A 22,462-nucleotide genomic window follows, 5' to 3' on the forward strand; every position below is an offset into this window, starting at 1 on the left:
GTGTTGAGGAACCCGGTGACCATCCCGCCCTGCGTGAAGGCGATGGCGAAGTTCTCGAGGTTGAACCAGTTCGAGGGCGGCGTGAGCGCTCCTGCACCCCCGAACGACGGAAGGATCGACCATGGCGATCACCGACGCTCCGCCCATCGAGGTCGGAGCGAGCAAGCGGATCCGGCCCCGCCGCCGGCAGCGCCTCACCGGTAGGCGCATCACCCCCTGGCTCTTCCTGGCGGTCCCGCTGGCGTTCCTGGTCGTGCTGACGTACATCCCGGTCGCGAACATGTTCTGGTACAGCGTCACCGACTGGGACGGCCTGGACCCCGACAAGACCTTCGTCGGCCTCGAGAACTACGTCGAGATCTTCACGCGGCCCGAGATCTTCCGGGTCTTCTTCGTCAGCCTGTTCTACCTCGCCGGCGCGATCGCGCAGCTCGGCCTCGCCCTCTTCTTCGCGACGCTGCTGAGCTTCCGCACCCGGTTCCGCAACTTCTTCAAGGGCGTCATCTTCTTCCCCTACCTGATCAACGGCGTCGCCATCGGGCTGATGTTCCTCTACTTCTTCCGCCCGGACGGCACGCTCGACGCGGTGCTCGGCGTCTTCGGCGTGCAGGACACCCCGCAGTGGCTCGGCGACCCCTCCGTCGTCAACGTGTCCCTCGCGGCCACCTCGGTCTGGCGCTACATGGGGCTGAACTTCGTGCTGTTCCTCGGTGCGATCCAGTCGGTCCCGGAGGAGCAGTACGAGGCGGCGGATCTCGACGGCGCGAGCGCGTTCGACAAGTTCCGCTACATCATCGTGCCGAGCATCCGGCGCATCCTCGGGCTGTCCTTCATCCTCGCGATCGCCGGGGCGCTCTCGGCCTTCGAGATGCCCTACATCATGACCGGCGGCGCGAACGGGTCCGAGACCTTCGTGATCCAGACCGTCGACACCGCCTTCCGCTACTCCAAGGTCGGCCTCGCGTCGGCGATGGCCGTGGTGCTGCTGGCGATCGTGCTGATCATCACGGCCGTGCAGCGGCGCGTGTTCCCCGACGAGAAGGCGAGCCAGGAATGACCAGCACCCAGCAGCGCCCCCCGGCGGTCACCGGTCTCCCGGTGACGCGGCAGGCGGCCGTGAAGGAGCGGCGCACCCGCCGGTCGGCGGGATCCGTCCTCGGCTCGATCGGGAAGTACGGCTCGCTGATCGTGGCCTGCCTCTTCGCTCTCGTGCCGATCGTCACGATCGTGATGCTCGCGTTCAAGACCTCGGCGGAGTACCGGGGCACCGGACCGCTCACGCCGCCCTCGAACTGGTTCAACCTCGAGAACTTCGCCATCGCCTTCACGCAGGGCGGGATGGTCACCGGGTTCCTCAACACCGGGATCATCCTCGTCGTCTCGATCGTGGGCACCGTGCTGATCGGCACGATGGCCGCCTACGCGATCGACCGGTTCCGCTTCCGCGGGCGGAGCCTGGTGACCGGGCTCTTCCTGCTCGCGACGCTGGTCCCCTCCGTCACCACGCAGGTGGCGACGTTCCAGGTGATCAACGCCCTCGACCTCTTCAACACCCGATGGTCGGCGATCCTGCTGTTCACGGGCACCGACATCGTCGCGATCTACATCTTCCTGCAGTTCATGCAGTCGATCCCGGTCTCGCTGGACGAGGCCGCGATGCTCGACGGAGCGAGCCGCTTCACCGTGTACTGGCGGATCGTGCTCCCGCTGCTGAAGCCCGCGATCGCGACCGTCGTGATCATCAAGGGGATCGCGGTCTACAACGAGTTCTACATCCCCTTCCTCTACATGCCCTCGCGCGACCTCGGCGTGATCTCGACCTCCCTCTTCCGCTTCATGGGGCCCTTCGGGGCGCAGTGGGAGGTCATCGCCGCCGGCACGATCCTCGTGATCGTCCCGACGTTGATCGCGTTCCTCTTCCTCCAGCGCTTCATCTACAACGGACTGACATCAGGAGCTACGAAGTGACCCACACCCTCGACACCACTCCTCGCACCGCGGCGGCCACCAGCCGTCCGCTGCACGACGGCTGGAGTGTCCGCGCGACCCGCGGGCCGATCCCCGCCGAGCTGGTCCCGGCCGTCGTCCCCGCGGTGGTCCCCGGCCTCGTCCACACCGATCTGCTCGCGGCCGGGCTGATCCCCGACCCGTATCTCGACCAGAACGAGAAGAAGGTCACCTGGATCGGCGAGACGGACTGGGAGTACTCCTCCTCGTTCGACTGGGCCCCCGACGGCCGCGACGTGCACGAGCTCGTCTTCGAGGGCCTGGACACGGTGGCCGTCGTCATGCTGAACGGGCGCGAGATCGCCCGCACCCGCAACCAGCACCGCACCTACCGGATCCGCGTCGACGAGGCTCTGCAGGAGGGGGCGAACGAGCTGGTCGTCGCCTTCGCCTCGCCCGTCGCCGAGGCCGACCGAGCGAGCCTCGAGATCGGCTACCGGCCGCACACCTACTCCCACCCCTTCAACGCCCTGCGGAAGGCCGCCTGCAACTTCGGCTGGGACTGGGGGCTGGACGCCGCCTCCGCCGGCATCTGGAAGCCGGTGACCCTCCAGGCCTGGAGCGGTGCGCGCCTCGCCTCGGTGCGCCCCGTGGTCACGGTCGACGGGACGACCGGCCGCGTCGAGCTGCACGTGGGGCTCGACCGGGCCTCGGACGCCGAGGTGGAGGTGCGCGCCTCCGTCGCCGGCGCGGAGGCCGTGGCGAGCATCCCCGGTGGCGAGCGCACCGCGGTCCTCCATCTCGAGGCGGCCGACGTGGCCCTCTGGTGGCCGCGGGGCTTCGGCGGGCAGCCGCTCCACGACCTCGAGGTCGCGCTCCTGCAGGGCGGAGCCGTCATCGACGAGCGCTCCCAGCGGATCGGCTTCCGGACCCTGGAGGTGCAGCTCGACCGCGACGACGAGGGCACCTCGTTCCGCTTCGTCGTCAACGGCGAGCCCGTCTGGATCCGCGGAGCCAACTGGATCCCGGACGACGCCTTCATCACCCGGGTCGACCGCGAGCGCCTCGCCCGCAGGATGGACCAGGCCGAGTCCGCGAACCTCAACCTCCTCCGCATCTGGGGCGGCGGCTACTTCGAGTCCGACGACTTCTACGACCTCTGCGACGAGCGCGGCATCCTCGTCTGGCAGGACTTCCTCTTCGCCTGCGCGGCCTACGCGGAGGAGGAGCCGCTCCGCAGCGAGGTCGAGGCGGAGGTCCGCGACAACGTCACGCGGATCATGCCGCACCCGAGCCTCGCGCTCTGGAACGGCAACAACGAGAACATCTGGGGCTTCGAGGAGTGGGGCTGGGAGAAGCGCCTCCAGGGCCGCACTTGGGGCCTGGGCTACTACCTCGATCTGCTCCCGCGCCTGGTCGTCGAGCTCGACCCGGCGCGCTCGTACACGCCCGGGAGCCCCTGGTCGGGCGACCCGCAGATCTTCGCGAACGACCTCGACCACGGCTCCGTGCACCTCTGGGAGCTGTGGAACCGCGTCGACTACCCCGCCTACCGGGACGCCCACGCGCGATTCGTCGCCGAGTTCGGCTGGCAGGGGCCGGCGTCGTGGTCGACCATCCAGCGCTCGATCTCGGACTCGCCGCTGACTCCCGAGTCGCCCGGGATGATCCACCACCAGAAGGCGACCGACGGCAACGACAAGCTGACCGACGGTCTCGTCGCTCACCTCCCGCTGCCCGACGACACGGAGGACTGGCACTGGGCGATGTCGCTCAACCAGGCGCTCGCGGTGACGCTCGCGATCGAGCACCAGCGCTCCGAGAGCCCGCGCTGCATGGGCTCGATCGTCTGGCAGCTCAACGACTGCTGGCCGGTCACCTCGTGGGCCGCGGTGGACGGCGACGGCACCGCCAAGCCGCTCCTCTACGCGCTCAAGCACGTCTTCGAGGACCGTCTGCTCACCGTGCAGCCGCGCGGGGAGGGGCTCGCCGTGGTCGCCGTGGGCGACTCCCCCGAGGAGTGGGCCGGCGAGTGCGTCGTGCGCCGCCTGGCGTTCGACGGGACGGTGCTGGCGGAGGAGCGGCAGGAGCTCGCGGTCGGGGCGCGCTCGGTGCGCACCCTGCCGATCGGGTCCGGCGTGGCGACGCCCGAGGACGCCGCCGCCGAGCTGCTCGTCGTCGACTTCGCCGGGACGCGCGCGTTCTGGTTCTTCGCCGAGTACCGCGACTCCGCCCTGGAGGCCGCGCGCCTGCGCACGAGCGCCGCCCCCGTCGAGGGCGGAGTGCAGGTGACCGTCACCGCCGAGAACCTCGTGCGCGACGTCACCCTCCTGGTCGACAAGGTGGACCCGTCCGCCGTCGTCGACGACCAGCTGGTCACGCTGCTGCCGGGCGAGAGCGTCGTCTTCACGGTGCGCGGCTCCGGTCTCGACACCGAGGCGCTGGTGTCGCCGAGCGTGCTGCGCACGGCCAACCAGCTCGTCGCCGACTGGGCCTGATCCGCGGTGAGCACGCAGCCCGCCCTGGCCGTCGACGTCGGCGGCACGAAGATCGAGACCGCCCTCGTCGACGCCGGGGGCGGGCTCGTGCCCGGCACGCGGCACCGGCGCGCGACCGGCCCCGCCCTGACTCCTGAGGAGTTCGAGCGGGCGCTCGCGGAGTGCGTCGCCGCCTCGACGGCCGGGGCGGACGTCGTCGGCGTCGGCGCCGGATCCGCGGGGCCGATCGACCTCGACGGCGGCCGGATCCGACCGAAGAACCTCCCGCTGCTCCACGGCGTCCCGCTCCGGGAGGCGCTCGAGCGGCTCGTGCCCGGTCGGCCGGTCGAGCTGCGCCTCGACGGGACCTGCATCGCCCTCGCCGAGCACTGGTACGGGGCCAACCGGGGCGCCGTCTCCTCGGTGAGCCTCGTCGTGTCGACCGGGATCGGCGGCGGGATCGTCCTCGACGGCCGGGTGCTGGCGGGCCGCTCCGGCAACGCCGGCCACCTGGGCCAGGTCCACGTCGCCGACGCCGACCCCGAGGAGGGGAGCGACGGGACGCTCGAGAGCATCGCCTCCGGACCGAGCACCGTCGCCTGGGCCCGGCGCCGGGGCTTCGCCGGGAGCACCGGGGAGGAGCTCGGGCGCGCGGCCGCGGACGGCGACGCCGTGGCCCTGTCCGCGGTCCGCCGCTCCGCCGAGGCCGTCGGCACGGCGATCGCGGGCGCGGCGACCCTGCTCGACGTGCACGACTTCGCCGTCGGCGGCGGTTTCGCGGGCGTGACCCGCGACTACCTCCACCTCGTGCAGGCGAGCGCCCGGGAGCACGCTGTCCTGGACTACGCCCGCGGTCTCGACGTCCGCCCGTCCGGGCTCGGCGGGGAGGGGCCTCTGATCGGCGCGGCCGCCCTGATCCTCCGATCGACGGCGGCGGCGCGCGAGCCCGCCCTCGTGCCGTGAGCGGCATCTCCTCCGAGCATCCGCTCCGCTCGGCCCTGCGCCCGTCGCGGCACCGGGTCGTCGGGGCGGCGCTCGCCTACGTCGTCAAGGACAGCCCGCTGTGGATCCTGCCGCTCGTCACCGCCGCCGTGGTCGACGCCCTCGTCGACGGCCGGTCGCCGTCGGCGCTCGTCGTGCCGGCCGCGGCCGCCGCGGCGACGATCCTCGCGAACATCGGGGCGAACGCGGTCTACGTGCGGCTCTCCTCGTCCGCCGTCCGCGCGCTGGGCCTGCGGCTGCGGGAGGCGCTCGCCGAGCGGCTGCAGAGCCTCTCGCTCGACTACCACTCGCGAGGCAGCGCCTCCATCGCCCAGACGAAGGTGGTGCGCGACGTCGAGAACCTCGAGCTGATGCTGCAGCAGGCCTTCGGGCCGGTGCTGACAGCGCTGGTGGTGCTCGTCGGAGCCGGAGTGGCGACGGGCACGAGGGTGCCGCAGTTCCTGCTGGTGTTCGCGCTGACCGTCCCGCTCGCGGCCGCACTCGTGCTCTGGCTCCGTCGGCGGACAGCGGCCGGCAACGAGGCGTTCCGGCGCCACGTCGAGACGATGTCCGGCACCGTCGGCGAGATGTCCGCGCTCCTCGAGGTCACCCGCGCCCACGGCCTCGAGAAGGTCTCGGTCCAGCGGGTGGTGGAGGCCGCCCGCCGCGTCGAGCGGGCGGGCGTCGCCCTCGACCGCCTGAACGGGCGCTTCGGGGCGCTGTCGTGGAGCAGCTACCAGCTCATCACGCTCGGCTCGCTCTTCGGCGCAGCCGTCATCGCGATGACGGGCGTCCTGCCGGTGACGGTCGGCGAGGTCGTGCTGCTGAGCTCCTACTTCGCGCTGCTCACCGGGACGATCACGGCGGCGTTCCAGACTGCTCCGCTGGTCACCCGCGGCCTCGAGTCGCGCCGCTCGATCGCCGAGGTCCTGGCAGACCCCGACGTGGAGCACAACGAGGGCGAGCCGGTCGTCGACGCCCTCGCCGGAGGAGTCGAGCTCGACCGGGTGAGCGTCGACTACGGCGACCGGCGCGTGCTGCACGACGTGTCGCTCCGGATCGCCCCGGGGGAGACCGTGGCCTTCGTCGGCCCCTCCGGCTCGGGGAAGTCGACGCTGACCCGGGTGGTCCTCGGATTCGTCCGCCCCTCGCAGGGCCGAGTACTGCTCGACGGCCGTGACATCGCCGCCCTCGACATGCGCACGGCCCGCCGCTTCGTCTCGGTCGTGCCGCAGGAGTCGGTGCTCTTCCGCGGCAGCATCCGCGACAACGTGCTCTACGGGACAGGGGACGCTGACGACCACCGGCTCGAGGCGGCGCTGCGGGCGGCGAACGCGGAGTTCGTCCTCGAGCTGCCCGACGGCTGGGACACGGTCGTAGGGGAGCGGGGCGCCCTGCTGTCGGGAGGCCAGCGCCAGCGCCTCGCGATCGCGCGGGCCCTGATCCGCGACCCCCGTCTGCTCGTGCTCGACGAGGCGACCGCCGCACTCGATCCGCGCACCGAGCGCGAGGTCCGGCTCGCCCTCGACCGGCTGCGCGAGGGGCGCACGACGCTGATCGTCGCCCACCGCCTGAGCACCGTCCGCACGGCCGACCGGATCGTGGTGCTCAGCGAGGGGCGCGTCGTGGAGCAGGGGACGCACGATGAGCTGCTCGCGACGGGCGGCGCGTACGCCGCGCTGCACGCGACGGCCTGAGCGGGCCGCCGCCGCGCCGATCCGTCGCCCGCGGCCCGTGCCCGCCGCGGGGACAGGCCGCTGCTGACGGATCGATCGCGGGTGCGGCCCAGCGGGAGCCTCGTTAGCGTGGAGGTCCGCGCCGATCGCCGGCGCCGAGGGGAGCCCCATGGACCAGACCGAGGAGATCGACGCCCGGGCGGAGGCCCTGCGCGCCGACCCCGAGAGCTTCGCCGCGATGGACGCGCTCTGGCGCAGCGTCTACGCCCTGCCGATGTGGTGCTTCATCGCGCGGGGGCCGGACGACGCGCCCACCCCCTTCGTCGGCGGCCTGGAGTCGGGGCCGATGGTCTTCGCCTTCACCACGGGGGAGCGGGCGCGCGCCGGGGCGCTGCACGCCGGCCTCTCCGACGAGGACGCGTCGCGCGTGCTGAAGGTACCGATGCCGGCCGCGCTCGAGTGGATCGCGGCGATGGGATCCTCCGGAGTCGCGGGAGTGGTCTTCGACCTGCCCCGCTTCGGGTACTTCGCGCCCCTCCAGAACCTGCTGCCGATGCGCGACTTCATGGCGGCTAACCCGCCGGCCTGAGCCCCGTCGGCCTGAGCCCGGCGGGTACCAGCTGATCCGCTGGTTGTCGCCGCCCCGAACTGGTCACTGGACGACGCCCGAGGATGGTGGGCCGGAGGCGCGCCCGTCCTCCGAGGACGAGGCCGGGAGACGCCGAGGGGGAAGCTGCACTACGACGGATCGGTCGAGATCGACGTCGAGGAACGGGTGCTCGCCCACCTGCAGATCGTCCTCACCGCGAAGCTGCGCCGGGGGGAGTCGTGCCTGCTCACCTGGCGCGACGAGAACGGGATGAGCGACGGCCGCAGCGCGATCTGGCTGCACCCCTCGCACACGCTCCGCTACACCTACGCCGGCGGCCGCATGCCCCGCATCAACCCCGCCTGGATCGCGGCGCTCACCGATCTCGCGAACTCGGCCGGCGGTCTCCGCTCCGTCCCCGAGCCGCCGGAGCCCGTGCATCCCCCCGGCGGGAGCGCTCGCCGGTGACCGGCGGCCGGCCCCGTGCCCGGCCTCGGGCTCAGCAGTCGGAGTCGGCGGTGTCCGCGTCGAGCGCCGCCGCGGTGCCGAGCGCGATCAGCGACTGATCCGTCGCGACCGCGACCCTCGGGAAGCCGAGCGCTCGCAGCAGCCCGGCGCGCTCGCGGTCGCCCGCGTAGGCCCCGGCACCCTTGCTCGCGCACCGGGCCGCCGCGGCGATCCTCGGCAGCGGGTCGTCCGGACCGTCGGCGGCGAGCAGGTCGGACAGGTCCCGTCCGAGGCCGATCGCGAGGTCGAACGGGCCGACGAAGACTCCGCTCACGCCCGGCACCGCGAGAATCCGATCGACGGCGTCGAGACCGGCCTGCGTCTCGATCATGACCCAGAGCGCGGTGCGCGCCTCGGCGGCCGACGGGGGAGCGGCGCCCCAGAGATCGGACATCGGCCCCCAGCTGCGGCGGCCGAGCGGCGGGTAGTGCGCGGCGCGGACGGCCGCGAGCGCCTCCTCGACCGTCTCGATCATCGGGACGACGACGACGTCCGCTCCGGCGTCGAGCGCCCTGCCGATCAGCGCGTCGGAGAGCCCCGCGACCCGGACGCCGACGGGCGGCCTCCCGCTCACGGCGCCGAGTGCGCGAAGGGAGGCGAGGACCGCGGCGTCGTCGAACGCGCCGTGCTGCGCGTCCAGGCACAGCCACGCGGGTCCGCCGTGCGCGATCTGCGCGACCGTCAGCGGCTCCCCGAGCCGGCACCACACCCCGTCGGCCCGACCGTCACCGAGAACCCGTTCCGCATCCACGGGTCCGATCCTCGCGCACGGAGCGCCGCCTAGGCGAGGACCGCCAGCGCCGTCGACAGGATCCCGAGGACGACGCCCGCCCCGAGCAGGATCAGGCCGGTCAGGCGCAGGGCCCGCACCGCGTCGCTCCACCGGTGCAGGCGGATGCGGTGCGGATCCTCCTCGCGGTAGTACACCTCCCGCTGGTCCGACCACGTCGGCGTCAGCGGGTCCCCGGCGGACAGCGGACGCGATCGCACCTCGCCGGCCCGGGTCACCCAGTGCAGCGCGAGGGGCGGCCCCTCCTCGAGGTAGGCGGTCGTCGTCAGCCAGCGTCCGTCGATCAGCGCCGCGACGAACGCGGCGAGCAGGAACAGCACGCCGAGGGGGAGGGTGACCAGCGAGAGGGCCTCGGAGATCGTCTCCAGCATGCAGCGTCCCTCCGACCGGATCCGGTGCTGAGCGTACCGAGTCGGCGGCCGGCGCGTCCGCAGTGCAACGCGCCCCGCCGCCGAGCCCGCGGGCCTCAGCCCCAGGCGACCTCGAGGTCGACGACGAACGTCACTCCGAAGCGATCGCGCAGCATCCCGTAGAGGGGCGACCAGGCCGCCGGGGCCAGGGGCACGACGACCGCCGCCCCCTCCGAGAGGCCGTCCCAGAGGCGGTGCAGCTCGTCGGCGTCGGAGCCGCGCAGCGACACGAACACCGGGATCGTGCCCGGGTCGTAAGCCGTGTGCGCGGGGACGTCGTACGCCATGACGCGGAAGCCGGCCTCGGAGACGACCTGGCCCCACATCAGCTGGTCGGCCTCGTCGGGCGCGGTGACAGCGTTCGCGTCCGCGTAGGACATCGCGTCGAGCCGGCCTCCCGTGACCGAGGCGTAGAACTCCAGCGCCTCGCGGGCCTGCCCGCGGAAGTTGAGGTGGGTCGTCGTGGTGATGCTCATGGTGCGCTCCTCGCAGTCGTGCCGGGTCGATCACCCGGTGCCCCGACGCTCCCAGGAGAAGAGGACGGTAACGGTCCTCTTCTCGGAATACCCTCGGGACGTGCCCACGACGACCGAGCGGCTCCTCCTGCTCCTCTCCCTCCTGCAGACCCGCCGCGACTGGCCGGGCGGAGTGCTCGCCGAGCGCCTGGGGATCGCGCCGCGCACGGTGCGCCGCGACGTCGACCGGCTCCGCACGATGGGCTACCGGATCGACGCGGCGAAGGGCCCCGACGGCGGGTACCGGCTCGAGGCCGGCGCCGAGCTCCCGCCGCTGCTCTTCGACGACGAGCAGGTGCTCGCCCTCACCGCCGCCCTGCGCGCGCCGGTCGCGGGGCTCGAGGAGGCGTCGGCCCGCGCGCTGGCGACGGTGCGGCAGGTCCTGCCCGCCCGGCTCCGGCCCCGAGCGGATGCGCTGCGCTTCACGGTCGCGGCGGCGCCGGCCCCCGCAGTCCCTCCGGAGCGGCTGGTCGCGGTCGCGGCGGCCGTCCGGGCCTCGGAGGTGCTCCGCTTCGCGTACGCGGAGGCGGTGCGCCGCGTCGAGCCGCACCACCTGGTCGCGCGTCAGGGCCGCTGGTACCTCATCGGCTTCGACCTCGACCGCGACGACTGGCGGGTGTTCCGCGTGGACCGGCTCGAGCCGCGCTCGCCCCGCGGCGCCCGCTTCCGCCGCCGGGTGCTGCCGGGCGGGAGTCCCGCCGAGTTCCTGGAGGCGCGGTTCCGCGGCGGAGCGCCCGGGGAGGGGTGGCCGTGCCGCGGCTCGGTGGTGCTCGAGGCGCCCGCCGCCGAGGTCCTGCCCTACGCGGGCGACGGGGAGGTGGAGGACCTCGGCGACGCGGGCTGCCGACTCGCCCTCGGCGCCTGGTCGTGGGAGGCGCTCGCCGCGTCGTTCGGCCGGTTCGACGCTCCGATGGCCGGGGCCGAGCCGCCCGAGCTGGCCGCCGCGTTCCGCGTGCTCGCGGAGCGGTACGCCGCGGCGGGAGCCTGACCGGAGCGTGGCGGCCGTCCGGCGCCGCTACTTCACCGAGTACCGGGCGCTCCCGGTACTGCCGTCCGCCGTCGTGACCGTCAGCGTCCAGCAGGTGCCCCGCTTCGCGGGCACCGTCCACGCCTTCACGTAGCGGTTCGTCGCGGTGTCGTAGCGGAGGCGTCCGGTCAGGGTGGTCGTCGGCGCTCCGGTGAGGACGGCGCCGGCGGTGCAGGAGGTCTGCTTCTGCGTGACGCTGCGCACGTCGGCGAGGGCGGAGTGGCGGAACGTTCCCGCGGAGGACGTCGAGGTCACCTGGAACGTCATGCCGGTCGCGGCTCCGGCGGCCACGCTCTTCACCGAGGTGCTGAGCCCGCCGATCGTCCACGGGGTCACGGTGTAGGACGCGGTGAGGGTCGAGACGTTGCCCGCCCGGTCGGTCGCGGTCGCCCGGTACACGTGCGGTCCGACGGAGCGGCCGCCGCCCGTGATCACGCAGTCGCCGGTGAGGCCCGAGAGCGCGTCGTCCGCGAGGCAGCGCGCCTCCGGGAGCACGGTGCCGAAGGGGTAGGACCCCTCGGGCCTCGACGTGAACGAGAGCTGCGGCTTCGTGGTGTCGATGGCGATGCCGCTGCGGGTCGTCGTGGCGCGGTTGCCCGCGTTGTCGACGGCGGTGCCGGTGACGCTCTGGCCGGGGCCCTCGCGCAGGATCCGCGCGGGGGTGCAGCTGCGGATCCCGGAGCCGCTGCCGTCGGCGCAGGAGAAGCCGACGGAGACGGGGGAGCGGAACCAGCCCGCGGCGTTCGGAGCCGTCGGCGCGGTCGTCGCGGCGATGGTGGGGACGCCGGTGTCGACGATCCGGTAGGTCGCGGCGGCGGTCGTGGTCAGTCCTCCGGGGTCGGTCCAGGTGCAGGTCGCCGTGCGGGTGCCGAGGCCGTTCACGAGCGTGCCGGTGACGACGGCCTCCTCGCTGAACGTTCCGCTCTCCGCATCCGTGATCGCGCAGGCGGCCCTCGGCTCCGAGCCCTTCTCGTAGGAGGCGCCGTCGGTGGCGGAGGCGACCGTCACGACGGGCGGGGTGTTCGCGGGGACCACGGTGACCGTGTGCGGCACGCCGGCCGTGGTGCCGTACGCGTTCCGCGCGCTCACCGTGAAGGTGGAGTCGCCTGCGGTGGTCGGCGTGCCCGAGACGACGCCCTCCGGCGAGAGGGCCACCCCCGCGGGAAGGGCGCCGGACGAGACCTCGAAGGTCGCGGCCGGGCCGGACGCCGTGAAGGTCGCGGAGTAGCGGGTCCCGGTCTTGACGAGCGTCTCGGCGGTGTCGGCGGTGAGGGTCGGCAGCGGGCCGATCGCGAAGGCGTGGTTGAAGCCGACCGCGATGCCGGTGGCGCCCGTGATCCCGGCCGGGACGTCCAGCTCCGTGTCGCCGTCGGGGTGGAGGGAGACGACGGTGCCGTCGGACGTCAGCAGGACGCTGAAGCCGATGCCGGCGGCGATCGCGGTGATGCCGCCGAGATCGGCGGGGACCCGCGGCAAGCCGGAGTCGGCGGGGTCGCCCCAGGTGACGACGGTGCCGTCCCGCTTCAGGGCGAGGCTGTGGGAGTAGCTGACCGACACGGCGACGACGTCGCGGAGGCCTGCCGGGGCGGTGTACGCGCCCCTGTCGTCGCCGCCCCACGCCACGACGGTCCCGTCGGCGCGCAGCGCGAGGCTGTTCCAGCCGCCCGCGGCGATCGCGACCACTCCGGAGAGACCCGCCGGCACGTCGGTCGCTCCGAACTGATTCGAGCCCCAGGCCGCCACGGTCCCGTCGCCCCGCAGAGCGAGGGTGTGGTAGCTGCCCGCGGCGACGGCGGTCACGCCGCCGAGTCCGGCCGGGACGTCGGTCTGGCCCTGACGGTCGTCGCCCCACGCGACGACCGTCCCCTCCATCGTGAGGGCGATGCTGTGGAGGTACCCGGTCGAGATCGCCGTCACCTCGCGGAGCCCGGCCGGCACGTCCCGCTCGCCCTCCAGATCCGCTCCCCAGGCCTCGACGGTGCCGTCGGTGTGGAGCGCGAGGGTGTGGCTGTAGCTGCTCGCGACGTCCGTGAGGTCGGACATGCCCGCCGGCACGTCCCACTCCCCGTTGAGGTAGCGCCCCCAGGCGGCGACGCCGTTGGCGAGGTGGTCGTTCCCGACCGGCACCGGGTCCGGCTCGGCGGAGGCGAGGGGAGCCGCGGTGCCGGCGAGCAGGGCGACGGTCGCGGTCAGAGCGAGCAGAGTGCGGCGCAGACCCGCGGCGGTGCGGGCGGGGCGCGGAGAAGCGGGGTCGGTCACGGGCTCACGCTAGGGGTCCGCTCTCGTCCACGGCGGGGGCGGGGGCGCCCTGTAGCGGACATGTCCTCTAGAGGGCGGAGCGCCGCTTCTCCAGGGCGGAGCCCGGGCCCTCCAGGGCGGAGCCTGGCCCCTCGGGGCCCGCGGCGGAAGGGCTTGCCCGGATCCGCGGCGGGCGATTGGCTGGAGGGCAGGAGAGAGAGGTGTCACCATGACGCAGACCTTCCCCGCCTGGTTGCGGGATCAGCAGAAGAGGGACGACGAGGTCGGCCGCTTCGCGCAGGCCTTCGGCGGTCGCGACGACCTGCCCGAGCACGGCGGCCGCGCGATCTACGACGGCTACTTCGCCAGCGAGCCCGAGTCGGCGCAGGCCGATCTGGACCGCGCCTGGATGGAGTTCGAGGCGCACCCCGAGCCGTCCGCCACGTCCGACGAGCCGGAGGGACTCCGATGAGCGACCAGACCCCGAGCCCCGTCGAGGACCCGGACGACCAGTCCGACAAGCCGTCGCAGGCCGAGGGCGAGGACGAGCGCGACACCCCGCACGAGGTCCTGCCCGCCGAGGGCAAGCCCTCGAAGGCCGAGGGCTGAGCCGACGCACTGAGCCGACGCACTGAGCCGACGCACTCCCCGGAGGGGCGCATCCTGCAGAGGGTGCGCCCCTCCGTCGCGTCAGCGCCCGGTGACCGCCAGCAGCTCGTGCGCCGCGGCGCTGTCCGGGTAGCGGGAGAGCACGCGCTCCAGATCGCGCCGAGCCGGAGCCGTGCGCCCGTCCGAGAGGAGCGTGCTCGCGCGCTCGAGCAGCGCCTCCGCCCGCAGCTCCACGGGACGCGCGCTGGTGACGGTCGGGCGCACCACGCGGTCGAACGCCTCGAGGGCGCCCTCGATCAGGCCGAGCTCGCGGAGAGCGACGCCGCGGCGGATGAGCACCGCGGCGGAGGCGGCGTCCACGTTCTCGACGGGCGCCGAGAACTCGGCCACGTCGCTCCAGCGGCGGCGGGCGGAGTAGAGGGAGGCGAGCGTCGACGCCGCGAGGGTCGACGGCTCCAGGGTCTCGACCGCCACGACCGCCGCGGCCGGATCCGTGGGGGCCGCCAGCTCGGCGTAGAGCAGGCGCAGCGCCGGGGCGTCGAGCGGCACCTCCACGTCGAGGCCGCCGCTCAGCGGCAGGCGGACGGTCAGCGCGATCCCGTAGCGGCGGAGGAAGGAGTCGGCCGACGGGTCGTAGCGGATGCGCACCAGCCAGCCGGTGAGCCGCAGAGCGCGATCGTCGTCCGCGGAGTGCAGGGCGTCGCGGACGAGCTCGACGACGGCCGCGAGGCGCGAGCCCTCGGGGGAGCCGGTGGTCGCCTCGTGCAGGTCCTCCGCCGGCGCCCCGGCGCGCACGAGCCGGAGCAGGGGCGCCTCCCACGCCGGAGCGAGGGCGGAGGGGCGCACGAGACCCGGCCCGCCGGGCATGCTGAGCCAGCCGGACAGCCGGGAGCGGTGGTCCTCGAGGGAGAGCGGGTCGCCGGCCGCCCGGAGCCGGGGGCGCGCGAGGGCACGGAGCTCACCGCTCCGCCGGAAGCCGACTGCCACGGCCGATCCCCCTCCGCGTGCGACGGCGGCTGAGGACCGTCGATCCGCCGAGTCTACGGCGTCGCGCCCCGCCGTCACCCCCGAACGGGGAGCGACGCGCTGGCGGCGATCCCCCGCCTCCCGTCGTCGCCCCCCGGCGCTGTCAGGCGCCGATCGAGCCCGCCGTGCGCAGCGGCATCACGTCGGGCTTCTCGGCGGTGCTCGCGATCGTCACGACCGCCTTCTCCTCGTTCGAGCGGAGCACGGCGTCCATGATCTCGAGCACGTGCAGGGCCACGCGGCCGGAGGCGCGGTGCGGGCGGTCCTCCGCGATCGCCTCCGCGAGGTCGGCCAGTCCCACTCCGCGACCGGTGTCGATCACGCCGGCGGAGTCGGGGACGACCCGCCAGTCCTCGTCGCGGACGGCGACCTCGACCGGGTCCGAGAACATGTTCGGATCCGGGACCGAGATGGTGCCCTCGGTGCCGTAGACCTCGAACTTCGGGGCCCGGCTGCGCCAGACCTCGAAGCTCACGGTGACGGTCGTGGCGACTCCGCTCGCGTGCTCGAGCAGCGCGGTGATGTGCGTGTCGATCGTCACCTCGATCGGCGTGCCCGCCTTCGGCCCGGTCTCGATCGTGCGCGGGCGGTCGGAGCGGGTGGCCAGGCCCGTGACGCGGACGACCGGCCCGAAGAAGTGCACGAGCGCCGTCAGGTAGTACGGGCCCATGTCGAGCAGCGGGCCGCCGCCGGGCTGGTAGTAGAACTCGGGCGCCGGGTGCCAGCGCTCGTGGCCGGGAGCGGCCCAGTGCACCTGCGCGGCGATCGGGGTGCCGATCGCTCCGGAGTCGAGGGCGAGGCGCGCGGTCTGCACGCCGGTCCCGAGCACCGTGTCCGGGGCGCTCGCGAAGCGCAGGCCCAGCTCGTCCGCGAGGTCGAGCATCGGCGCGGCCTCGGCCGGGTTCAGCCCGAGCGGCTTCTCGGCGAAGACGTGCTTGCCCGCCTTCAAGGCGCGGGTGCCGATCTCGACGTGCGCCGCCGGGATCGTGAGGTTCAGCACCGCGTCGATCTCCGGGTCGTCGATCAGCGCGTCGACGGTGAGGGCGCGGACGCCCTGCTCGTCGGCGACCTGCTGCGCCCGCTCCTGGTTCAGGTCGGCGACCGCGACGAGGCGGAGGCCGGGGAAGGTCGGGAGGTTCGCGAGGTACTGCTCGCTGATCTTCCCGACGCCGATGATGCCGACTCTCAGCGGGACGCCCACAGCATTCCCCTCTCGATGATCGTGCGGACGTTGTCGTCCTGGAGGATCTCGACGCGGTGGCCCGGCGTCGAGACGAAGATGCGGCCCTCGCCCCAGAGGCGGGTCCAGATCGCGGGGGAGGTGATGGGGCGCTTCCACGGGTCCCACGGGCGGACGGCCTGCGTGGTCGTGGCGAGCACGTCGTTGTAGTCGTCGTGCAGCACCCAGTACTGCTCCGTGACCAGCTCGAAGTCGGTGATGCCCTGCGTGATCGGGTGGTCGGCGGCGAGGGCCGTCATCTCGATCGTGTGCGGCATGTAGTTGTCCGACTGCTCGCCGGTGCGCTCGTCCGGGTGCTTGCCGGGGTGCGAGGCGAACTGGCCGCCGATCAGCTGCAGGTAGTCGGAGTTGTCGCGGTAGGAGTCGGCGATCCCGCCGTGCCAGCCGGCGAGGCCCGTGCCGCGCTCGACCGCCGCGCGGAGGCCCAGGAACTCCTCCCACTGGATGGAGGTCATCGTGTTCGACTGCACGATCAGGTCGACCGTCCGCATGTAGGCCTCGTCGGCGTACACGGCGGTCGACTCCTCGACGCGCACGTCGTAGCCGTTGTCGCGGAGGAACGGCAGGAACAGCTCGGTCGCCTCGACCGGTTGGTGGCCGTCCCAGCCCCCTCGGACGACGAGGGCCGTCTTGCCGGGAGTGGTCGGGGAGTGGTCGGTCATCGTCGTCCTCACGTGCGGGCGGATCGTTCCGCGGTTCGTCATCGAACAGGACTTGCGCAACTGTTGTGCGAGGGTCCCGGCGTTCGACCATCATGCACCGCGGTTCCCAGCGGGAGCAAGCCGTCCGCGTGCCGGTCCAGTTGCGAAAGTCGGCATCCGCTACGGTGATCTCATGCCCGACCACGACGACGTCTCCGGAGCGACCACCCGCCCGACCATGGCGCTGATCGCCGAGCGCGCCGGGACGAGCGTCCCCACCGTCTCGAAAGTGCTCAACGGCGGCACCGACGTCTCGGAGGCGACCCGCCTGCGCGTGATGGAGGCGGCGCACGCCCTCGGCTACCGCCGCCGTCCGCGCCTGCGCCCGCCGGTCGAGGACCCGCACTCCGCGCAGATCGTCGACGTCGTCGTCGGCCACATCGGCGGCACCTGGATCGGCCCGGTCCTCGAGGGGATCGAGGCCGAGGCGTCCGCCGCCGGGGTCGACCTGGTGCTCACCCGCGCCCGCGACGACGGCGCCTGGATCAGCCGCCTCCTCCGCCGCCCCTCGCTCGGCGCCATCGTGGTGCTGGTCAACGTCTCGGCCGCGCAGCTGCATCTGCTCACCACCGCCGAGCTGCCCGTCGTCGTCGTCGACCCCAGCACGCGGCCCCCGGCCGACGTCGCGAGCGTCGGCGCGACCAACTGGGACGGGGGCCGCATGGCCGCCGAGCACCTGCTCGACGCCGGCCACACCCGCTTCGGCGTCCTCGGCGGCACCCGCACCCAGCTCTACAGCAGCGCCCGGATCGACGGCTTCACCACCGCGCTCCGCGCCGCCGGGGTCGAGGATCCGCGCGTCGCCTACTGCGACTGGGACCGCGAGCTGGCCCGCGAGGCCGCCGGGCTGATGCTCGCCGAGCCCGACGCGCCGACCGCCTTCTTCGCCTGCTCCGACGTGATGGCGCTCGGCGTCTACGAGGCCGCCGACGACGCCGGCCTCCGCATCCCCCGCGACCTCAGCGTCATCGGCTTCGACGACGTCGAGGAGTCGGCCTGGGCGACCCCGCCGATGACCACGATCCAGCAGCCCATCGGCGAGATGGGCGCCATCGCCTTCCGGATGCTGCACCAGGCGCACCGGTCGGCGACCCCGCTCGCCTCGGGAGCCTCGGCCACCCGCATGGAGCTGGAGACGCGGCTGATCCGCCGCGCCTCCGTCGCGCCCGTGCGCGTCTAGCGCCGCCCGCTCGCCCTCCCACCCCCGCCCCCTCGGGATCGATGCGTCACGAACGGTCCTCATCCGCCCGCCGTGACGACCGTTCGTGAGGCATCGACCCCGGTGGGCGCCGCGGAGGGCAGCGACCCGGGCCGCACCGCCTATGCTGCCCGGATGCGCAGCGCGACCGGGGGGATGGTGGTCGCGTCGTTCGTCTCGCGGATCCTCGGGTTCGTCCGGCTGGCGCTCCTGATCGTGGCGGTCGGCGGCACGAGCGCGTCGGTCGGCGGGCAGGTGTTCGAGGTCGCGAACTCCGCGCCCACCTACCTGTACGGGCTCATCGCGGGCGGGGTGCTCGGCGCGGTGCTCGTGCCGCAGATGGTCCGGGCGCGGGCCGACGGACCGGAGGGCGTGCGGACCCTCGAGCGGCTGCTCACCGTCTGCCTCGGCGGAGCGGCGCTCCTCACGGCCGCCTGCACGCTCGCGGCGCCGCTGATCGTCGGGCTCTACGCCGGGGGCTGGTCGGCCGACTGGGCTCTGCTCGCCACCCAGATGGCCTACTGGTGCCTGCCGCAGATCTTCTTCTACATCGTCTTCGCCGTCTTCTCGCAGCTGCTCAACTCCGCCGAGAAGTACGGGCCGGGCGCGTGGGCGCCCGCCTGCGCGAACGTGATCTCGGTGCTCGGGATCGCGGTGTTCCTCCTGATCCACCCCGAGGCGGCGTCGACACCCGCCGACGAGTGGACGCCGGAGATGGTGGCGCTCCTGTGCGGCACTGCCACTGCGGCGATCGTGGTGCAGGGGGTGATCGCGGTCGCGTTCTCGCGGTCCGTCGGCGTCCGCCTGCGGCCGCGCTTCGGCGTCGCCGGGCTCGGCGGAGTGTCGCGGGACGCGGTCTGGGTGTTCCTGGGCGCCCTCGTCGCAGAGGTAACGTACATCGTCGTCTCGAACGCGGCGACGGCGGCCGGCCAGGCCATGAACCGCGCCGGCGTCGACGGGCCGAGCCTCAACTCCTTCTCGAGCGCGCAGCTGCTGCTCCTGCTGCCGCACGGCATCCTGGTCGTCTCCGTCGCCACGGCGATGTTCACGCCGCTCAGCCGGGACCTGCACCGCGGCGATCGGGCGGCCGCGGCGGTGAACCTCCGACGGACCGAGGACGCGGTGCTCGCCGTCACTCTGCTCGCGACGCTCCTGTTCGTCGCGGCGGCGCCACTGCTCACGCAGCTCGTCTTCGGCACACCGGTGATCGGCGGAGTCCTGCAGCTGCTCGCCCTGAGCCTGGTCGGCTTCAGCCAGACCTACGTCCTCAACCGGGCGATGTTCGCGCTGGGTCGGGCCCGCGACTCGCTGGCGACCCAGGTCGTCTCGGCCGTCGGCGTCGCGGTGGGGGCGCTCGTCGGCGGGCTCCTCCTGCCTGCCGAGCTCGTCGTGCCGGCGATCGCGGGCGGCACCGCCCTCGGGACTACGGCCGCGTGGGCCCTCGCCCACCGGCTGGTCCGGCGCCGGATCGGAGTCGTGCCGCAGGCGACCCGGGACCGCCGCGCCGCTCTCGTCGCGGCGCTGGTCGCAGCCTGCGCGTCGGTGCCGCTCGGCCTGCTGCTCGCCGTGCCCACCGACCGCCTCGCGGCCGGCGCCGTGCTGCTGCCGGTCGGACTCGGGATCACCGCCCTGTTCGTGGTCGTGCACCGGGTCGTCGGCGGGCGCTGGCTCTGGTCGCTGGTGCTCGCGCCGCTCTGAGGGGCTGCGCGTGCGGTCCCGCAGCCCCGACCCTCAGTGCCCCGCGCCGAGGTTCCCGGCGAGGCGGCCGTGCATCCGGGTGGAGGCGTCGTTCATGCCCTCGATCACGGCGCGGGTGCCGTGGCGCTCGTACTTGGTCGTGACGGCGTCCAGCGCGGCGACGGTCGAGGCGTCCCAGATGTGGGAGCCGGAGAGGTCGATCACGACGTGCGCGGGGTCCTCCGCGTACGAGAACTGCGTGGTCAGGTCGTTGCTGGAGGCGAAGAACAGCTCGCCGGTGACCGTGTAGTGGGCCGTCGATCCGTCGGCGGAGAGGGTGCGCTCGACGGTCGCGAAGTGGGCGACCCGGCGGGCGAAGACGACCATGGCGGCGAGGACGCCGATGACGACTCCGATCGCCAGGTTGTGGGTGAGGACGACCACGACGACCGTGGCGATCATGACGACCGTCTCGCCGACGGGCATCCGCTTCAGGGTCGACGGGCGGATGCTGTGCCAGTCGAACGTCGCCACCGAGACCATCACCATCACCGCGACCAGCGCGGCCATCGGGATGATCGCGACGAGGTCGCCGAGCGCGACGACGAGGATCAGGAGGAACACGCCGGCGAGGAAGGTCGAGATGCGGGTGCGGGCGCCGGACGCCTTCACGTTGATCATCGTCTGGCCGATCATCGCGCAGCCGCCCATGCCGCCGAACAGGCCGGAGAGCACGTTCGCGGCGCCCTGCCCGAGCGACTCGCGGGTCTTGCGGGAGGGGGTGTCGGTGATGTCGTCGACGAGCTTCGCGGTCATCAGCGACTCCAGGAGTCCGACGAGCGCCATCGCGACGGCGTACGGCGCGATGATCGTGAAGGTCTCCCAGGTCAGCGGCACATCCGGGACGAACAGCTCGGGGAGGCTGCGGGGCAGCTCGCCCTGATCGCCGACGGTGGGGACGGCGACGGCCGTGACGACGACCGCCGCGGTGATCAGGACGATGGCGACGAGGGGCGCCGGAACGGCCTTCGTCAGGCGCGGCATCACGACCATGATCACGATGCCGACGGCGACCAGCGGGTAGACCAGCCAGGGCACGCCGATCAGGTTGGGGATCTGCGCCGAGAAGATGAGGATCGCCAGTGCGTTCACGAATCCGACCATCACGCTGCGGGGGATGAAGCGCATGAGCTTCGCCACTCCGAGCAGCCCGAGCACGATCTGGAGCACGCCCGCGAGGATCACCGTCGCGATGAAGTAGTCCATCCCGTAGTCGCGGGCGACGGGGGCGATCACGAGGGCGACGGCGCCGGTGGCGGCGGTGATCATCGCGGGGCGCCCGCCGAGGAACGCGATCGACACGGCCATCACGAACGACGAGAAGAGGCCGACCCGCGGATCCACGCCCGCGATGATCGAGAACGAGATCGCCTCGGGGATGAGCGCGAGCGCGACCACGAGGCCGGCGAGGACCTCGCGGGTCAGGATGCGGGGGGTGCGCAGCGCCGTCATCACGGTGGGCTCGGCGTGCGGGCGGGCAGGGGTCTTCGAGGCGAGGGCCATCGCGGCGGCTCCAGGGAGTGGGAGGGGTGCTCGACGAGGAGCGCGGAGAGCTGCGGCATCGGGTCGGCGGAAGCGGGCGGGGATGCCAAGCTTGCAGAGGCGTGTCAGCAGCACGGGCAACCCTACCCTCACGTAAGGGTAGATCTGAAGGGGTGAGCAGGATCGGCACCATGCACATCGGCGAGCTCGCCGAGCGGACCGGCCTCTCGCTCCGGACCCTGCGCCACTACGACGAGATCGGCCTCGTGAAGGCGTCCGGCCGCACCGAGGGCGGCTTCCGCCTCTACACGTCCACCGACTACGACCGCCTGATCCTCATCCGCCGCATGAAGCCGCTCGGCTTCTCGCTGGAGGAGATGGCCGCGCTGCTCCGCGTGATCGACACCCTCGAGGCCGAGGGCGACGACGCGCCGGCCGAGGTCCGCGCGCAGCTCGACGCCTTCGTCGCGCAGGCCCGCGAGCGCCGCGAGGCGCTGAGCGCCCAGCTCGCGATGGCCGACGAGTTCGTCGAGCTGCTCACCAGCCGCTGAGCCCGGCCGCTGAGCCCCGGCCGCCTGCGCGATCGATGCGTCGCGAACGGCTCCCACGCGGCTCCGATGACGACCCTTCGCGACGCATCGGATCCCGGGAGCGCGGGAGAGCCGCTCAGGTCGCGCTCGCGTCGGGCAGCTGCTCCGGGCAGTCGCCGCCCGGCTCGGGGGCGAGCTCGAAGTGCCAGATCTCGTTCGCGTAGATCTGGCAGAGCCCGTAGTCGGTGCCGTGCTGCGCGAGCCAGCTGTCCGCGTCCGTGTAGCCGATGTCGACCGCGCCGCCGGTGAGGTGGGCGGAGGAGGTGACGGATGCGACGCGGCGGCCCGCCTCCTCCGCGCCGTACTCGCGGACGGCGTCGTCGACCAGCGCCTGCTGGTAGCGCTCGCTGCGCCAGCCGCTGGTCACCACGAAGGGCACGTCGTCGGCGGCCGCGTCCGTGGCGGCGGCCTGGACGGCCGCGCGCAGGGCGGGGTCGAGGCGGGCGATCGCCGGGAGGTCGTCGGCGAAGGGAGAGACCGACTCGCCCTCCTCGATGTAGCCGTCCTCGTCGCCGAGGGGGTCGGAGAAGAGCTCGGCCGCCGCGGGCGCGCTGCCGCGCCGCTCGCTCAGGAGGGCCCACGACGCCGCTCCGAGGAGGGCGGCGATCAGGACGACGGCCAGGGACGCGGCGATCACGGCGGAGCCGGCGCGGCGAGGGCGGTGAGGGGAGACGAAGGTGGAGCGCATGCAGCGAGCACACCAGGGGAGGGGTGACGGGAGC

22 protein-coding genes are annotated in these 22,462 nt (G+C 73.3%); 13 read left to right on the forward strand and 9 right to left on the reverse strand.

All coding sequences use genetic code 11. The features are described from left to right. Positions 1-121 precede the first annotated feature (121 nt). From C5C59_RS12940 to C5C59_RS12970, 7 genes are all read left to right on the forward strand, one after another. Complete coding sequence (locus C5C59_RS12940; RefSeq protein WP_104234025.1) at positions 122-1,057, forward strand: carbohydrate ABC transporter permease; 936 nt, start codon at positions 122-124, stop codon at positions 1,055-1,057. After that, complete coding sequence (locus C5C59_RS12945) at positions 1,054-1,968, forward strand: carbohydrate ABC transporter permease (RefSeq protein WP_104238482.1); 915 nt, start codon at positions 1,054-1,056, stop codon at positions 1,966-1,968. The genes C5C59_RS12940 and C5C59_RS12945 overlap by 4 nt, the downstream gene beginning before the upstream one ends. Beyond that, positions 1,965-4,445 (forward strand): glycoside hydrolase family 2 protein, encoded by a 2,481-nt coding sequence (locus C5C59_RS12950; RefSeq protein ID WP_181134904.1) that lies wholly within the window; start codon positions 1,965-1,967, stop codon positions 4,443-4,445. Before C5C59_RS12945 ends, C5C59_RS12950 begins: the two co-directional genes overlap by 4 nt. A 6-nt stretch (positions 4,446-4,451) precedes the next feature. Beyond that, positions 4,452-5,387, forward strand: coding sequence for an ROK family protein (locus C5C59_RS12955; protein ID WP_104238483.1), 936 nt, complete (start codon positions 4,452-4,454; stop codon positions 5,385-5,387). Further along, positions 5,384-7,102 carry an ABC transporter ATP-binding protein gene (locus tag C5C59_RS12960; protein WP_104238484.1) on the forward strand — a complete coding sequence of 573 codons (1,719 nt, stop codon included), beginning with the start codon at positions 5,384-5,386 and terminating at the stop codon, positions 7,100-7,102. The genes C5C59_RS12955 and C5C59_RS12960 overlap by 4 nt, the downstream gene beginning before the upstream one ends. Positions 7,103-7,250: 148 nt before the next feature. Beyond that, the gene (locus C5C59_RS12965; RefSeq protein WP_104238485.1) at positions 7,251-7,670 is read left to right on the forward strand and encodes a hypothetical protein; all 420 of its coding nucleotides are present in this window, start codon (positions 7,251-7,253) and stop codon (positions 7,668-7,670) included. A 186-nt stretch (positions 7,671-7,856) separates the two neighbouring features. Continuing rightward, the gene (locus C5C59_RS12970; RefSeq protein ID WP_258062774.1) at positions 7,857-8,138 is read left to right on the forward strand and encodes an ATP-dependent DNA ligase; all 282 of its coding nucleotides are present in this window, start codon (positions 7,857-7,859) and stop codon (positions 8,136-8,138) included. Positions 8,139-8,169: 31 nt separating this feature from the next. Here the strand turns inward: C5C59_RS12970 and C5C59_RS17350 are convergent, their stop codons facing one another. The 3 genes from C5C59_RS17350 to C5C59_RS12980 form a co-directional block, all read right to left on the reverse strand. Next, entirely contained in the window at positions 8,170-8,928 is a 759-nt protein-coding gene (locus C5C59_RS17350) for an HpcH/HpaI aldolase/citrate lyase family protein (protein WP_181134905.1), read from the reverse strand. 29 nt (positions 8,929-8,957) lie between these two features. Continuing rightward, positions 8,958-9,338 carry a hypothetical protein gene (locus C5C59_RS17355; RefSeq protein ID WP_181134906.1) on the reverse strand — a complete coding sequence of 127 codons (381 nt, stop codon included), beginning with the start codon at positions 9,336-9,338 and terminating at the stop codon, positions 8,958-8,960. Between the two features lie 95 nt (positions 9,339-9,433). Then, on the reverse strand, positions 9,434-9,853 hold the full coding sequence (locus tag C5C59_RS12980) for a VOC family protein (RefSeq protein WP_104238488.1): 420 nt from the start codon (positions 9,851-9,853) through the stop codon (positions 9,434-9,436). 100 nt (positions 9,854-9,953) lie between these two features. Here C5C59_RS12980 and C5C59_RS12985 point away from each other — a divergent pair, with 100 nt between their 5' ends. Then, positions 9,954-10,880 (forward strand): YafY family protein, encoded by a 927-nt coding sequence (locus C5C59_RS12985; protein WP_258062776.1) that lies wholly within the window; start codon positions 9,954-9,956, stop codon positions 10,878-10,880. 27 nt (positions 10,881-10,907) lie between these two features. Here the strand turns inward: C5C59_RS12985 and C5C59_RS12990 are convergent, their stop codons facing one another. Continuing rightward, positions 10,908-13,178, reverse strand: coding sequence for a putative Ig domain-containing protein (locus tag C5C59_RS12990; protein ID WP_104238489.1), 2,271 nt, complete (start codon positions 13,176-13,178; stop codon positions 10,908-10,910). Positions 13,179-13,386: 208 nt separating this feature from the next. Here C5C59_RS12990 and C5C59_RS12995 point away from each other — a divergent pair, with 208 nt between their 5' ends. After that, entirely contained in the window at positions 13,387-13,629 is a 243-nt protein-coding gene (locus C5C59_RS12995; RefSeq protein ID WP_104227148.1) for a hypothetical protein, read from the forward strand. Then, positions 13,626-13,766 carry a hypothetical protein gene (locus C5C59_RS17360; protein WP_159940045.1) on the forward strand — a complete coding sequence of 47 codons (141 nt, stop codon included), beginning with the start codon at positions 13,626-13,628 and terminating at the stop codon, positions 13,764-13,766. Before C5C59_RS12995 ends, C5C59_RS17360 begins: the two co-directional genes overlap by 4 nt. An 81-nt stretch (positions 13,767-13,847) precedes the next feature. On the opposite strand, the gene C5C59_RS13000 is transcribed toward C5C59_RS17360, so the two are convergent. From C5C59_RS13000 to C5C59_RS13010, 3 genes are all read right to left on the reverse strand, one after another. After that, positions 13,848-14,753, reverse strand: a complete 906-nt coding sequence (locus tag C5C59_RS13000) for a tol-pal system YbgF family protein (RefSeq protein ID WP_104238490.1) — start codon at positions 14,751-14,753, stop codon at positions 13,848-13,850. Positions 14,754-14,895: 142 nt separating this feature from the next. Continuing rightward, complete coding sequence (locus C5C59_RS13005; RefSeq protein WP_104238491.1) at positions 14,896-15,993, reverse strand: Gfo/Idh/MocA family protein; 1,098 nt, start codon at positions 15,991-15,993, stop codon at positions 14,896-14,898. Then, the gene (locus C5C59_RS13010; RefSeq protein ID WP_104227162.1) at positions 15,978-16,694 is read right to left on the reverse strand and encodes a ThuA domain-containing protein; all 717 of its coding nucleotides are present in this window, start codon (positions 16,692-16,694) and stop codon (positions 15,978-15,980) included. Before C5C59_RS13010 ends, C5C59_RS13005 begins: the two co-directional genes overlap by 16 nt. Before the next feature lie 172 nt (positions 16,695-16,866). On the opposite strand from C5C59_RS13010, the gene C5C59_RS13015 reads away from it, so the two are divergent. Continuing rightward, complete coding sequence (locus C5C59_RS13015) at positions 16,867-17,913, forward strand: LacI family DNA-binding transcriptional regulator (RefSeq protein ID WP_104224297.1); 1,047 nt, start codon at positions 16,867-16,869, stop codon at positions 17,911-17,913. Between the two features lie 153 nt (positions 17,914-18,066). Further along, positions 18,067-19,629: a murein biosynthesis integral membrane protein MurJ gene (murJ, locus tag C5C59_RS13020; protein WP_146082829.1), complete on the forward strand. Its 1,563-nt coding sequence runs from the start codon at positions 18,067-18,069 to the stop codon at positions 19,627-19,629. Between the two features lie 33 nt (positions 19,630-19,662). Here murJ and C5C59_RS13025 read toward each other — a convergent pair whose 3' ends face one another. Then, on the reverse strand, positions 19,663-21,171 hold the full coding sequence (locus tag C5C59_RS13025; RefSeq protein ID WP_104238493.1) for a SulP family inorganic anion transporter: 1,509 nt from the start codon (positions 21,169-21,171) through the stop codon (positions 19,663-19,665). Positions 21,172-21,341: 170 nt separating this feature from the next. Here C5C59_RS13025 and C5C59_RS13030 point away from each other — a divergent pair, with 170 nt between their 5' ends. Then, entirely contained in the window at positions 21,342-21,701 is a 360-nt protein-coding gene (locus tag C5C59_RS13030) for a MerR family DNA-binding transcriptional regulator (RefSeq protein WP_104227142.1), read from the forward strand. A 115-nt stretch (positions 21,702-21,816) separates the two neighbouring features. On the opposite strand, the gene C5C59_RS13035 is transcribed toward C5C59_RS13030, so the two are convergent. After that, complete coding sequence (locus tag C5C59_RS13035) at positions 21,817-22,428, reverse strand: D-alanyl-D-alanine carboxypeptidase family protein (protein ID WP_104238494.1); 612 nt, start codon at positions 22,426-22,428, stop codon at positions 21,817-21,819. Positions 22,429-22,462 lie beyond the last annotated feature (34 nt).

This window comes from Rathayibacter sp. AY1F4, assembly GCF_002931775.1.
Taxonomy (GTDB): domain Bacteria; phylum Actinomycetota; class Actinomycetes; order Actinomycetales; family Microbacteriaceae; genus Rathayibacter.

What these genes read in the sequence shown, in the direction of transcription:
- C5C59_RS12940 (WP_104234025.1), top strand. Translation starts at nt 122, where the DNA reads ATGGCGATCACCGACGCTCCGCCCATCGAGGTCGGAGCGAGCAAGCGG.
- C5C59_RS12945 (WP_104238482.1), top strand. Translation starts at nt 1,054, where the DNA reads ATGACCAGCACCCAGCAGCGCCCCCCGGCGGTCACCGGTCTCCCGGTG.
- C5C59_RS12965 (WP_104238485.1), top strand. Translation starts at nt 7,251, where the DNA reads ATGGACCAGACCGAGGAGATCGACGCCCGGGCGGAGGCCCTGCGCGCC.
- C5C59_RS17355 (WP_181134906.1), bottom strand. Translation starts at nt 9,338, where the DNA reads ATGCTGGAGACGATCTCCGAGGCCCTCTCGCTGGTCACCCTCCCCCTC.
- C5C59_RS12980 (WP_104238488.1), bottom strand. Translation starts at nt 9,853, where the DNA reads ATGAGCATCACCACGACGACCCACCTCAACTTCCGCGGGCAGGCCCGC.
- C5C59_RS12995 (WP_104227148.1), top strand. Translation starts at nt 13,387, where the DNA reads ATGACGCAGACCTTCCCCGCCTGGTTGCGGGATCAGCAGAAGAGGGAC.
- C5C59_RS17360 (WP_159940045.1), top strand. Translation starts at nt 13,626, where the DNA reads ATGAGCGACCAGACCCCGAGCCCCGTCGAGGACCCGGACGACCAGTCC.
- C5C59_RS13010 (WP_104227162.1), bottom strand. Translation starts at nt 16,694, where the DNA reads ATGACCGACCACTCCCCGACCACTCCCGGCAAGACGGCCCTCGTCGTC.
- C5C59_RS13015 (WP_104224297.1), top strand. Translation starts at nt 16,867, where the DNA reads ATGCCCGACCACGACGACGTCTCCGGAGCGACCACCCGCCCGACCATG.
- murJ (WP_146082829.1), top strand. Translation starts at nt 18,067, where the DNA reads ATGCGCAGCGCGACCGGGGGGATGGTGGTCGCGTCGTTCGTCTCGCGG.
- C5C59_RS13025 (WP_104238493.1), bottom strand. Translation starts at nt 21,171, where the DNA reads ATGGCCCTCGCCTCGAAGACCCCTGCCCGCCCGCACGCCGAGCCCACC.
- C5C59_RS13030 (WP_104227142.1), top strand. Translation starts at nt 21,342, where the DNA reads ATGCACATCGGCGAGCTCGCCGAGCGGACCGGCCTCTCGCTCCGGACC.
- C5C59_RS13035 (WP_104238494.1), bottom strand. Translation starts at nt 22,428, where the DNA reads ATGCGCTCCACCTTCGTCTCCCCTCACCGCCCTCGCCGCGCCGGCTCC.